16 protein-coding genes are annotated in these 11,803 nt (G+C 69.2%); 3 read left to right on the forward strand and 13 right to left on the reverse strand.

Features of this window, described 5'->3' with window-relative positions:
* The first annotated feature begins 42 nt into the window (after positions 1-42).
* Positions 43-369 carry a hypothetical protein gene (locus tag ACFVVM_RS14730; RefSeq protein ID WP_387617639.1) on the forward strand — a complete coding sequence of 109 codons (327 nt, stop codon included), beginning with the start codon at positions 43-45 and terminating at the stop codon, positions 367-369.
* Here ACFVVM_RS14730 and ccsB read toward each other — a convergent pair.
* The 7 genes from ccsB to hemL form a co-directional block, all read right to left on the reverse strand.
* Positions 351-1,316 carry a c-type cytochrome biogenesis protein CcsB gene (gene ccsB / locus ACFVVM_RS14735; RefSeq protein ID WP_387617641.1) on the reverse strand — a complete coding sequence of 322 codons (966 nt, stop codon included), beginning with the start codon at positions 1,314-1,316 and terminating at the stop codon, positions 351-353. The genes ACFVVM_RS14730 and ccsB overlap by 19 nt on opposite strands.
* On the reverse strand, positions 1,316-2,950 hold the full coding sequence (locus ACFVVM_RS14740) for a cytochrome c biogenesis protein ResB (protein WP_387617643.1): 1,635 nt from the start codon (positions 2,948-2,950) through the stop codon (positions 1,316-1,318). The genes ccsB and ACFVVM_RS14740 overlap by 1 nt, the downstream gene beginning before the upstream one ends.
* Positions 2,950-3,765 (reverse strand): cytochrome c biogenesis CcdA family protein, encoded by an 816-nt coding sequence (locus ACFVVM_RS14745; protein WP_387617645.1) that lies wholly within the window; start codon positions 3,763-3,765, stop codon positions 2,950-2,952. Before ACFVVM_RS14745 ends, ACFVVM_RS14740 begins: the two co-directional genes overlap by 1 nt.
* Positions 3,762-3,989, reverse strand: coding sequence for a hypothetical protein (locus tag ACFVVM_RS14750; protein ID WP_387617647.1), 228 nt, complete (start codon positions 3,987-3,989; stop codon positions 3,762-3,764). The genes ACFVVM_RS14745 and ACFVVM_RS14750 overlap by 4 nt, the downstream gene beginning before the upstream one ends.
* Positions 3,986-4,627 (reverse strand): TlpA disulfide reductase family protein, encoded by a 642-nt coding sequence (locus ACFVVM_RS14755; RefSeq protein ID WP_387617649.1) that lies wholly within the window; start codon positions 4,625-4,627, stop codon positions 3,986-3,988. The genes ACFVVM_RS14750 and ACFVVM_RS14755 overlap by 4 nt, the downstream gene beginning before the upstream one ends.
* Positions 4,624-5,250 (reverse strand): histidine phosphatase family protein, encoded by a 627-nt coding sequence (locus ACFVVM_RS14760; RefSeq protein WP_387619206.1) that lies wholly within the window; start codon positions 5,248-5,250, stop codon positions 4,624-4,626. Before ACFVVM_RS14760 ends, ACFVVM_RS14755 begins: the two co-directional genes overlap by 4 nt.
* Before the next feature lie 113 nt (positions 5,251-5,363).
* Positions 5,364-6,710 (reverse strand): glutamate-1-semialdehyde 2,1-aminomutase, encoded by a 1,347-nt coding sequence (gene hemL / locus ACFVVM_RS14765; RefSeq protein WP_387617652.1) that lies wholly within the window; start codon positions 6,708-6,710, stop codon positions 5,364-5,366.
* Positions 6,711-6,915: 205 nt separating this feature from the next.
* Between hemL and ACFVVM_RS14770 the strand changes: the two genes are divergently transcribed.
* Positions 6,916-7,302 carry a hypothetical protein gene (locus ACFVVM_RS14770; protein ID WP_387617654.1) on the forward strand — a complete coding sequence of 129 codons (387 nt, stop codon included), beginning with the start codon at positions 6,916-6,918 and terminating at the stop codon, positions 7,300-7,302.
* On the opposite strand, the gene ACFVVM_RS14775 is transcribed toward ACFVVM_RS14770, so the two are convergent.
* The 6 genes from ACFVVM_RS14775 to ACFVVM_RS14800 form a co-directional block, all read right to left on the reverse strand.
* Positions 7,299-7,508: a hypothetical protein gene (locus tag ACFVVM_RS14775; RefSeq protein WP_387617656.1), complete on the reverse strand. Its 210-nt coding sequence runs from the start codon at positions 7,506-7,508 to the stop codon at positions 7,299-7,301. The genes ACFVVM_RS14770 and ACFVVM_RS14775 overlap by 4 nt on opposite strands.
* A gap of 84 nt (positions 7,509-7,592) precedes the next feature.
* Positions 7,593-7,865, reverse strand: a complete 273-nt coding sequence (locus ACFVVM_RS14780; RefSeq protein ID WP_387617658.1) for a hypothetical protein — start codon at positions 7,863-7,865, stop codon at positions 7,593-7,595.
* Positions 7,862-8,302, reverse strand: a complete 441-nt coding sequence (locus tag ACFVVM_RS14785; RefSeq protein ID WP_387617660.1) for a hypothetical protein — start codon at positions 8,300-8,302, stop codon at positions 7,862-7,864. The genes ACFVVM_RS14780 and ACFVVM_RS14785 overlap by 4 nt, the downstream gene beginning before the upstream one ends.
* A gap of 275 nt (positions 8,303-8,577) precedes the next feature.
* Entirely contained in the window at positions 8,578-9,090 is a 513-nt protein-coding gene (locus ACFVVM_RS14790) for a hypothetical protein (protein WP_387617662.1), read from the reverse strand.
* A complete protein-coding gene (gene hemB, locus ACFVVM_RS14795) occupies positions 9,087-10,064 on the reverse strand; it encodes a porphobilinogen synthase (protein ID WP_387617664.1) in 978 nt (325 codons plus the stop codon). Before hemB ends, ACFVVM_RS14790 begins: the two co-directional genes overlap by 4 nt.
* 42 nt (positions 10,065-10,106) lie before the next feature.
* Entirely contained in the window at positions 10,107-11,285 is a 1,179-nt protein-coding gene (locus ACFVVM_RS14800) for a serine hydrolase domain-containing protein (RefSeq protein ID WP_387617666.1), read from the reverse strand.
* Positions 11,286-11,507: 222 nt separating this feature from the next.
* On the opposite strand from ACFVVM_RS14800, the gene ACFVVM_RS14805 reads away from it, so the two are divergent.
* On the forward strand, positions 11,508-11,792 hold the full coding sequence (locus ACFVVM_RS14805; RefSeq protein WP_387617668.1) for a hypothetical protein: 285 nt from the start codon (positions 11,508-11,510) through the stop codon (positions 11,790-11,792).
* The last annotated feature ends 11 nt before the right edge of the window (positions 11,793-11,803 follow it).

The following is an 11,803-nucleotide window of genomic DNA, read 5'->3' on the forward strand; positions in this document are numbered from 1 at the left end:
CCCGAGAGGCCAGAAGCGAATGACTGCGACGGTCTTGTCATCGTGCCGCTTGGCCCGTGGCAGGCTTGCGCCGTTCGGACTCCAGGGTTCCAGCACTACTACACCTCGCTGTTGATCCGCCGAGGTGCCGATATCAAGGCGGTTCAGGCGCGCCTACGCCACGGCAGCGCGATCACCACCCTGCGCTACTACGCGCACCTGTGGCCCGATGCTGACGAGACAACTCGTACCGCTGTCGGTGCTGCGATCCAGGATTGGCCCGGTTCCGCTGCGTACTCACTGCGTACCGAAGCCGATCAGCCGGACCTGGCCGACGACGATACCGACCCGAACACGCTGGTAGAGGCCGTTTACGTCAACCCCGCGTAGCTGTGCAGACCCGAGATCACCATGTTGATGATGAACAAGTTGAAGAGCATGGCGGTGAAGCCGGCGATGTTGATCCAGGCGGCCTTGGTGTCGCGCCAGCCGGAGGTGGCTCGGGCGTGGAGGTAGGCGGCGTAGAGGACCCAGGCGATGAAGGAGCAGGTTTCCTTGGGGTCCCAGCCCCAGAAGCGGCCCCAGGCGGCTTCGGCCCAGATGGCGCCGAGGATGACGCCGGCGCCGAAGAGGGGGAAGCCGATGATGGTGGTTTTGTAGGCGAGCTGGTCGAGGGTGCGGGCGTCGGGGAGGCGGCGGGCGATGGTGCCGAAGATGTTGGTGGACTCTTCGCCCGCGGGCTGGCGCATGCGGAACAGGTAGAGCATGCTGGCCACGCCGGAGACCAGGAACACGCCGCTGCCGATGCTGACGATGGTGACGTGGATCGGCAACCAGAACGAGCGTAGCGCGGGGACAACGGGCGCGGCGTCGGCGTAGAGCACCGTGCCCGCCAGGAACATCAGGATCAGCACGGGGATCAGCAGGAAGACCCACATCTCCCGGTAGCGCTGCGCGCGCAGGAAGTACAGGCCGATCACCACGGCGGCCGCGGTGGCCATGGTGGTGAACTCGTACATGTTGCCCAGCGGGAAGCGGCTGGTGGCGAACCCGCGCAGCACGATCGATGCCACGTGCAGCACCGTGCCGACCAGCAGCACCGCGAACGCCATGTTGCCGAACCGCTCGCCGGTGGACTTGGCCGCGGGCGGCTCGATCCGGCCGGGTAGCGAGGGGTCGGCGGGCGCGCCCGCGGTGACGAGCTCGCGCTCGGACACCTGCTTGGCGCGCGCCGAGGCGTACTGCACGATCAGCAGAATCGTGGCCAGGGCGTAGATCGCCATGGCGGACATGAAGGCGAAATCGCTGTAGCGAGCCAGCGTCTCGTCGATCGGCATCAGTTCTCCGTTCCCGCAGTCAGCAGGCGTGCCCGCAGTCGATCGAATTCGCCGCCCCAGCCCGCTTGATCGCTGCGGGCGAGGCCACCCATCTCTACTACGGTACGTCGTTGACTTACGGTACCTGGCGCGGGCTCGGCAGGGTACGCCCGGATCCAGATCCGTCGGCGTTTCACCAACAGCGACACCAGCAGTCCGGCCATCATGGTCAGCGAACTCACCAGTACCCACTGCTGGGCGGGGTCGTGCGAGACCTGCAGATTCACGAACTCCTGCGCGCCGTCGAACCGCACCTCCACCCCGCTGGGCAGCGTGGTCGTCTCGCCGGGCCGCAGGTTGACCCGGGCTTCCTTGGTCAGCCGGCCCTGCTTGATCATCTCCGGGTCCAGCGCGAACAGCGACTGCGAACGTCCGGTGTCGAGACCGGTGTTACCCCGGTAGACATCGACCGCGACAGCCGGATCGTCCATCCGGGGGAACGACGAGGTGAGCAGGCTGCCGTGGAACATCGCGGTCGGCGCGAACAGCCCCTCGATCGCGATCTGGTTCTGCTGACGCTCCTCCTCGGTGGCGTACATGCCGCCGGGCGGGTCGATCCGCAGCACGCCGCTGGACAGGAAGGTCTGCGCGTCGTCGGGCCGCCACTGGATGGTCTCGGTGCGGGTCTGCCCGTTCGGGAAGGTGACGGTGAAGGTCGGCGCGAAACCGTGACCCTGCAGGTAGACGCGGTCACCGGCGACGCGCAGCGGGTGGTTCACCCGGAGCTCGGTGCTGCGCCAGGTGTCGGTGCTCAGGTCGTCGCCGGCCTGGTAGTCGATGTTGGAGGTGAACATCTCGGCCTGGCCGGTGTCCAGGTAGTCGGCCTTGAAGTCCTTGACCTTGACGCACAGCGGCGTCATCCCGGTGCCGTCGTTGACATTGCCCGCGCGGAACGAGTCGAACACCGCGGGCGAGGTGGTGCAGAAACCGGGCCCGTTGTTGGCGATCACGATGACATTGCCCTCGTACCCGAACAGCTTGCCCAGCGCGATCGCGACCAGCAGCCCCACCAGCGACAGGTGGAACACCAGGTTGCCGAACTCGCGCAGGTAGCCCTTCTCGGCCGAGAGGGTCATCTCGCCCTCGCGCTGACCCGGCCGCACCTCGGTGCGCCAGCCGCGCAGCTGACCGCGGGCCTGCTCGATCACCTCGTCGGCGCCGCGGTCGACGGTCTCGTCGAAGTGGTGCGGCAACCGGCCGAGGTTGCGCGGCGCGGCCACCGGCGGCGTGCGCAGGGCCTTGTAGTGGTCCAGGCAGCGCGGCAGGATGCAGCCGACCAGCGAGATGAACAGCAGCACGTAGATGGCGGTGAACCAGAAGCTGCCGAACACGTCGAACAGTTCGAACCGGTCCATCCACGGGCCCAGCGTCGGCCGGTCGCGGATGTACTGCTCGACCTTCTGGGTGTTGAGGCTGCGTTGCGGCAGCAGGGCGCCGGGGATGGCGGCCAGGGCGAGCAGGAACAGCAGCACCAGCGCGGTGCGCATGCTCGTGAGGCCGCGCCAGGTGTTGCGGACGAAGGCGAGCATGCGCCCGAGCGGCGACTGTCGGCGCGGCGGTGCGGGGGACATCGGGGGGGTCAGTGTGTCAGTCATCAGATCGGCAGAGTCACTCCGGAGACGAACGCGTCACGCACCCAGCTGACGAACTGGTCCCACGCCCCCGTGACCAGCGCGACGCCGACGGCGACGAGCATGATTCCCCCGATTACCTGAATGGTGCGCGAATTGCGCCGCAGCCAGCCCACTCCGCGCAGCGCGCCCGCCGAGCCGAACGCCAGCACGACGAACGGCAGGCCGAGCCCGAGGCAGTAGGCCACGATCAGCACGACTCCGCGCGCGGCGGTGGTGCCCTCGGTGCCGGCCGACACGGCCATCACGCCCGACAACGTCGGGCCGAGGCACGGCGTCCAGCCCAGCGCGAACACGCCGCCGAGCAGGGGCGCACCGGCGATGCTGGTGATCCGGCGCGGCTCCATCCTGGTGTCGCGCTGCAGGGCGGGCACGAGGCCGATGAACACCAGGCCCATCAGAATGGTCACCACACCGCCGACGCGCTGCAGCAGTTCCCGGTTCACATTGAGGGTCTGGATCAGGCCGAACACGGTGGCCGTGGCCAGCACGAACACCACCGTGAACCCGGCGACGAACAGTCCGGCGGCACCGGCCACCCGCAGCTTGGCGCTACGGCGTTGCGCGGTGAGCACCCCGGCCTGCGCGGTGGTGGCCGGGGGCGCCTCGGCGCCGACCAGTCCGGCCAGATACGACAGGTAGCCAGGCACCAACGGCACGACACACGGTGAAGCGAACGACACCAGGCCCGCGAGCAGGCAGGCACCCAGCGCCAACAGCAACGGTCCCGATGCCGCGGTCTGCTGGAAGGAATCCCCGACTGCGGCGAGCACGATCACTCGGTGCTGTCCTCGTCACGCTGCTCGTCGCGGGGCAACGACAGGGTGCGCTCGGACTCGGCCGGCTCGGCCGGACCGAAGTCGAACAGACCGGCACCGGCGACGCTGCGCGGGACGGTCGCGATGCCCGCCCAACGATCGTCGACGGTCCAGCCCGCGCCATGGCGGCGGGCGCCCTGGCGGGGGCGGCACGCGGTCAGATTTCCGGGACGACGACGGCTCACTGCTTCTCCTCGGCGGCGATGCGCTCGACCACAGGCTGCAGATCTTCTGCCAATAGCGAGCGAAGGAAGACCGCGGCGACCCGGTGCTGACGATCCAGGATCAACGTGGTCGGAATGACACTTGTGGGAAAGTTTCCGCCGAGCGCGAGCAGAGTTCGCATCGACGGGTCGTAGACGGACGGGAATTCGATGTTGTTGTCCACGACGAAGTCCTGGGCTTTGTCCCGCTGGTGGTCGCGGACGTTGATGCCCAGGAACGCGACGCCCTTGTCTCGGGTCGCCGCGTAGACCTTTTCCAATGCGGGAGCCTCGGCGCGGCACGGACCGCACCACTGCCCCCACAAATTGATGACCACGATCTGATCCGGGAAATCGTCGACCGAGATGGTCTTTCCCTCGTTCATCAGGTCGGGCCCCGACAGCGTGCCGATCGTGCCGCGTGAGGCGGGCGGATCGTAGAAGATGTCGGTCTTGCCACCGGGCGAGACGAATTCGAAGGTCCCGCCGCCGGTGGCCACCGCGTCGGTGCCGGTCGCGCATCCGGCCGCGGCGACGATCACCAGCAGCGCGGACACAACGGCGCTCACCGCCCGCAGCCGATGGCCACGGGCGGATCCCGATGCGGACAGAGCGGTCATGCGCCGTGAACCGACGGATCCGACGCGCCCGCGGGCTCGGAGTACACGATGTCCACCAGGGTATCGCCGTGGTAGACCAGCGAGGTCAACGACGCCAGCGAGCACTGACGATTGCGCGGATCGTGCCACAGCCGCTGGCCCTGCAGGAACCGGCGCAGGGTCCACACGGGCAGCTGATGCGAGACCAGCACCACCTCGTGACCGGCGCCTTCGACGCGCGCCTTGTTGACCGCGGCGAGCATGCGATGGGCGATCTGCAGGTACGGCTCGCCCCACGACGGGGTGAACGGATCGCGCAGCTTCCACCAGTGCCGCGGCTTGCGCAGCGCGCCGTCACCGACCGAGACCCGCAGGCCCTCGAAGGTGTTGCCCGCTTCGATGAGATTCTCGTCGGTGCGCACGACCAGGTCGTGGGCGCCCGCGATCGGGGCGGCGGTCTCCTGGGCACGCTGCAGCGGGGAGGCGATCACCATCGAGATGTCGTGATCGGCCAGCGACCGCGCGACGGCACCGGCCTGCGCGCGCCCGGCCACCGACAGGCTGAACCCGGGCAGGCGGCCGTAGAGGATGCCGTTCGGGTTGTGGACCTCGCCGTGGCGCAGCACGTGCACGATGGTTTCCACCGAGGCCGGGTCGTCGTCGAGCGCGGGGGGCGCGGCGGCGGGCGCGGGGTGCGGCGCCTCGTCACCGTCCGCGGGCGGGACGGGGACGAATTCTGCGTCGGGCTGGTCGGAGCTCACGCTGGGGATCCTTCTGGGGTTGCGGCCGCGGCCGCGAGGGCGGCGGCGGGCAGAGCGGCGGCGATACGGTCGAACGCGTCCTCGTCGAGTGCCGCGGAGACGAACCATGCCTCGTACGCGCTCGGCGGCGCGTACACGCCCGCGTCGAGCAGGGCGTGGAAGAAGGCGGGGTAGCGCCAGGTCTGGCTCGCCTTGGCGGCGGCATAGTCGGTCACCGGGCGCTCGGCGAAGAACACGCTCACCATATTGCCTGCGAACTGCACTTGATGCTCGACACCGGCCTCTGTCAGGGCTTTTGCCAGCAGTGAGCCGAGGCGATCGGCATTTCGGTCCAGTGCGGCGTACACCTCGGCGTCGGCGGCGCGCAGGGTCGCCAGCCCGGCCGCGACGGCCACCGGGTTCCCGGACAGGGTGCCCGCCTGATAGACCGGCCCGAGCGGGGCGAGGTTGTTCATGATCTCGGCGCGGCCACCGAAGGCGGCGGCGGGCAGGCCACCGCTCATCACCTTGCCGAAGGTGTAGAGGTCACCGGCGACGCCCTCGCGGCCGTACCAACCCGAGGCGCTGACCCGGAATCCGGTCATCACCTCGTCCATGATCAGCAGCGCGCCGTTGTCGTGCGCGAGCGTGCGCAGTCCTTCGTTGAAACCGGGCAGCGGCGCGACCGCGCCCATGTTGCCCGCGGCGGCCTCGGTGATGACGCACGCGATCTGGCCGGGATGGGCCTCGAACGCGGCGGCGACGGCGACGAGATCGTTGTAGGGCAGCACGATGGTGTCGGCGGCCTGCGCGCCGGTGACACCGGGCGAGGTCGGCAGGCCGAGCGTCGCCACGCCCGAGCCCGCGTCGGCCAGCAGGGCGTCGACGTGACCGTGGTAGCAACCGGAGAACTTGATGATCTTGGACCGGCCGGTGAAGCCGCGGGCCAGGCGCACCGCGCTCATCGTGGCCTCGGTGCCGGAGTTCACCAGGCGCACCCGCTCGACCGGGTCGACGCGCGCGGCGATCGCCTCGGCCAGCTCGATCTCGGCCTCGGTGGGCGCGCCGAAGGACAGTCCGCCCGTGGCGGCTTTCTGCACGGCTTCCACCACGGCGGGGTGGGCGTGGCCGAGGATCATCGGACCCCACGAGCACACCAGGTCGACGTACTCGTTGCCGTCGGCGTCGACGAGGGTGTAGCCCTTGGCAGAGGCGATGAACCGCGGGGTACCGCCGACCGAATTGAACGCACGGACCGGGGAATTGACACCTCCCGGGATCACCGAAGCAGCCCGCTCGAAGAGCTGGGCCGAAACCGGCACCTGCGTTGGGCCGGTCGGGATCGCGCGCGGAGAAGAACTCACGGATTCCAGTCTCTCAGCTCGCCTCGGCGCGCCGGACAACAGGGTGGAGCACAGTGACCCAGACCGCAGCGACCCACCGACGACACGCCCGACACGCCGCCCTGATCCGCCGACGAATTCGATCTGGGCCGATTGGCCTGCGGCTACGCTGCGGGCGGCTCAGACCCTGAGCGGTTCGGCATCGGCAATCTGCGGGAGGGTTTTCATGCGTTTCGGCGTCACCAGTACTGCCCTGTGCACGGGGTTCACCGCGGCGGGGCTAGCGCTCGGCGCGGGCCCGGCCGCCGCCTTCGTGCCGCTGGCGCAGCCGGATCGGATCGGCGCCCAGCTCAGTCACGAGGAGACCATCGCGCTCGGCGCGGGCCCGATTCCGGCGATCACGTCGATGTTCGTGCCCGCCAACCGGATCGGCGCCGGACTGCACAGCGACACGGCCCTGCGTCGCGATGCCGACGGCGGCGTCCGCGCCACCCTGCGGCAGGTGGTGACGGAGGCCGCGAGTCATCCCGACGGCACCGTCACCGTCTACTTCAACGCGCCGGGCACGCGCGGCGGCCGCGTTCTCGACATCTATCAGCAGTGGTCGGACTAGGTATACCGGCAGGGCACTTCGGCCGAGATCGTGTGCAGGTGGCACATGAACAGGTTGTAGATCGCGCTGGAACCGGTCTCCGGGGCGAACTCGGCGGCCGGTGCGGCGACGAGCGGCAGACCGGGGGCGGCCTGGGCGGGCGCGGCGAAGGCGATCGTCGCCGCGGCGGCGGCAGCGGTACAGAATCCGGCAATGAGCCTGGTCATCGGTTCCTCCTCGATGAGCCCGCAGTGGACGAGCTGTCGATGTGATCGGCGAACCCCAACGCGCACATCGGAATTCGAGTTCACTCAGTGCATCGGTTCGACCGGTCCCGGCGCTACAGCGCGCGCCGTCCAGATCCTGGCGACGGCATCGATCACCAGGAGCCCGGCGATGATCACCAGCGCGGTGGCGAGCATCAGCAGCGGCGGCACGTACCGCACCGCGACGAATCCGGGGTGGTCGTCGCCGGTGCCGAACTCGGTCGTGCGCCTGGCATTCCCCCAACTGGCCACCGCGCCGGCCAGGCAGATCACGGCGAGGCCGAGCTCGGACAGCGCCGTCACGATCCAGCGTTTCATCTCTGCGATCCTGCCAGGGCCGAGGTCAGCGCGGCGCGCAGGCCGGTGTGGTCGATCGCCCAGGCCCGCACGATCTGCCCGTCGAGCAGGCGAAGGGCGATGCCACGACGGCGACGCGGCACGCCGCTGAGGTCACCGAGCGCGCGGCCGTCGCCGGCTTCGGCGTCATCGGCGGGCAGGACCTCGGCGACCTGGGACAGCAACAGCGTCTCGGTGCCCTGCCGCAGGGCGTCGGCGGTCAGTTCGACTCCGGCGTGCGTGCGTCCGGCGAACACCTGCAGTGCGGTGAATCCGCCCAGCGCGAGGGCGCAGAATCCGAGCGCGAACCCGTGCAGGGTGCTGCCGGTCAGCCATTCCACGAGCAGGATGGCGCCGCACAGGGCCGGGCCGTAGGCGACCGCGCGCCAGCGGGCACCGGGTTCGGAGAACAGCACCATGTGAATACCGTGGGGCGCCGCGGCGCCGCCGGTCAACCGACCAGGCTCGGCAGCAGAATGAGGGCGATGGTGAGGAGCCCGAGCAGAACCATCAGGCCGATGACCAACAGATCGCGTCGCAGGCTGTGTGGCTGCTGGATCACCACGCGCATCATTGCCTCCGATCTCCCGGCTCATGACCGGTCGCGTCACCGCGATTACCTACCCGCTGTGACCATCCTCACCATACACGGTGGCAGGTCGGTGACCAAAGACACCCCGCCGCCACCGGCTGTTCACCGACGATTCAGCTCGAAGTACTTCGTGGATTCGGGCCGGTAACTCAGATACGCCGCACCGGCCGCCAGCACGCCCTGCACGATCGCCGTCCCGCCCGCCACCATCGTGGAGACACCGGACACAGCGGAGAAGGTGAACATCGTCGTGATCGCGCCGAGCACCAGCCAGACCGAGACGATCGTCAGCACCGTGCGCGCCCACCGCTTGCCGCGCCCGAGCTGGTGCGCGATCAGCACCGTGAGCCCCGCGAGCAGCACGCCGACCACGCCGGTCAGCCCGTAGGCGGCCAAGACCATCAGGTCGACGGTGGAGGCGGAGATGTTCGGGTCGGTCTTGTGCATCTCGTCGAGGAACTGCTTGCTCAGTTCCTCACGCTGCCCCGACATGGTGGCGATCCCGGCCACGGTGTAGACGACACCGAGTCCGGCGATCGCCCACCACAGCTGCCGTGCGGTGCCGACATCCTCCGGCATCGGGAGGGGTTCAGGTTTGTTCGGTGGAACGATCACGACAGCCAGTGTGCCGCCTCCGTCGCCCAGTAGGTGAGCACGATGTCCGCGCCAGCGCGGCGGATGCCGATCAGCGATTCGAGCACCGCGCCCTTGCGGTCGATCCAGCCGCGTTCGGCGGCGGCGGTGATCATCGCGTACTCGCCGGAGATCTGGTAGGCCGCGACCGGGACCGTCGAGCGGTCGGCGACATCACGCAGGATGTCGAGGTAGGACATCGCGGGCTTCACCATGACGATGTCGGCGCCCTCGGCCAGGTCGAGGTCGAGTTCGCGCAGCGACTCCCGGCGGTTCGCCGGGTCCTGCTGGTAGGTCCGGCGATCGCCTTCCAGCGACGAGCCGACGGCCTCGCGGAACGGGCCGTAGAAGGCCGAGGCGTACTTGGCGGCGTAGGCGAGGATGGCGGTGTCGGTGCGCCCGACCGCGTCCAGGCCACGCCGGATCGCGCCGACCTGGCCGTCCATCATCCCGCTGGTACCGAGCAGATCGGCACCCGCTTCCGCCTGGGCAAGTGCCATTTCGACGTAGCGGTGCAGGGTGGCGTCGTTGTCGACCGCGCCGTCGGCGGTGAGCACGCCGCAGTGGCCGTGGTCGGTGAATTCGTCGAGACAGGTGTCGGCCATGACGACCGTCGCGTCACCGACCTCCTCGGCGAGCGCGCGCAGGCCGCGGTTGAGGATGCCGTCCGGGTCACTGGCCTGGCTGCCGGTGGCGTCCTTGTCCTCGGGCAGCGGCACACCGAACAGCATCAGCCCACCGACACCCGCGGCGGTCGCTTCGACGGCCGCCTTGCGCAGCGAGTCCAGCGAGTGCTGATACACCCCCGGCATCGAGCTGATCGCGCGCGGTTCGTCGATGCCGTCGGCGACGAACATCGGCAGCACCAGCTGACGCGGTTCGAGCGTGGTCTCGGCGACGAGCCGACGCAATGCGGGTGTCCTGCGCAACCGCCGTGGGCGGTCGAAAGCGGTCATAGCCCGCAGAATACGCCTGTGCCCGATTCGTCACCACGGCGACTACACAGCGTCGGACTCGCGGGCCAGCTCACCCAGAATCGCCTCGAAGGTGGCGAACACCGGCAACGGCCCGGCCTCGCCCCAGGACTGGTTGCTGAGCAGGATCGCGATGACCTCGCCCGCGTTGGACCAGGTCGAACCGAGGCCGCCGGCCCAGCCGTAGGCACCCGCGGGCGCACCGGCGGGATCGTCGCGGAGCTGGACGGCGACGCCGTACCCCCAGCCCGCGCTGTCGCCGGGGCCCGGTCCGCCGCGGGCGAGTTGTTCGGCGGCGAGGTGGTTGGTGGTCATGGCGGTGACGGCGCGTTCGGACAGGATCCGGGCGCCGTCCAGCACGCCGCCGTCGCGCAACATCCGGGCGAACCGGTGGTAATCGGCGAGCGTGGAGACCAGGCCGTCGCCACCGCCCTCGAACACCGGTGGACTGGCCCATTGACCGTCGACCGGGTCGTAGACGACGCGCACGCCATCGCGCTCGGTGTACTGCGGGCCGAAGCGGGCCAGCTTGTCGGCGGGCACGGCGAACCCGGTGTCGACCATGCCGAGTGGGCCGAGGACGCGATCGGCCAGGAATTGCGACAGCGAGATGCCCGCGGCCCTGGCCACGAGGAAGCCGAGAATCTGTGCGCCGACGTGGTAGAGCCAGCGCTCGCCGGGCTGGAATTGCAGTGGCAGTTGCCCCAGCCGCGCCAGCCAGAGATCCGGGGGCAACATCCGCGCCGGTGTCGGTGGGCCCCAACCGAGTTCGAGCTCGCTCCACGCGTCGTCGAACGGCTTGGGCGTGAAGTCGGCGAAGTCCATGCCCCAGCCGAGCCGGAACGTGAGCAGGTCCTCGACGGTGATCGGGCGGTGCGCGGCGACGGTGTCGGTGACGGCGGCGCCCGGGTGGACCAGCACCTGGCGGTCGGCCAGTTCGGGCAGCAACTCGTCGACCGGGGCAGCGGGGTCGAGCAGGCCCTCGTCGATGAGGATCGATGCGGCGACCGCGGTGAGCGGCTTGGTCATCGAGGAGATCCGGAAGAGGTTGTCGGCGCGCACCGGAGCGGTTCGCGACTCGTCGTGATGGCCGACGGCACCGGTGTGCACCTGATCGCCGATCGCGACGAGCCAGGCCAGGCCAAGGAGCTCGTCGGCCGCGACGTGCGCGCCGAGCCGTTCGCCGATCCCGTCCACCGTCATCTCCACTCCTCCCGTTGTGTTGTGGATCACTACACCACAGCGGTCCGACAATGCCCCTGCGGCGTGTCGCCGCGAGCCTGTGGATAACATCGAATCCCACTGGAGCCCAATGGCTTCCGCGAGATGTTCACGAAACTTGTCGGTACCCCTCGCTACAATCGAAAGCGTGTTCGATGGTTCCGCCGGTGGGGGCGGAACCCGTTCGCGACGGGAGGACGACGAATGAACGCCATTGCCGCAACACCGAAGTCCAGGCTCATCACGGGGCCCTATGTACCGCTGGAGAAGAAGCGGCTGCCCGCGGGCAGGCCACGCCGCTGGTATGTGGCGCACAACCGGCGCCTCAAGGCCATGCGATTGACCATCGCACTGCTGGATTCCGGTGTGTACCTACCGAATCAGGCCACCAACGAGACGATCCGGCGCACCGCCGAACAGATCGAACTGCGCCCGCCCTCGGATGCCACCTGTCGGCTCGTGCGCACCCTGCTGCGCTACAGCCGATGAGCTCACAACGC

Origin of the sequence: Nocardia sp. NPDC058176 (assembly GCF_042883805.1) — a bacterium.
Taxonomy (GTDB): Bacteria; Actinomycetota; Actinomycetes; order Mycobacteriales; family Mycobacteriaceae; genus Nocardia.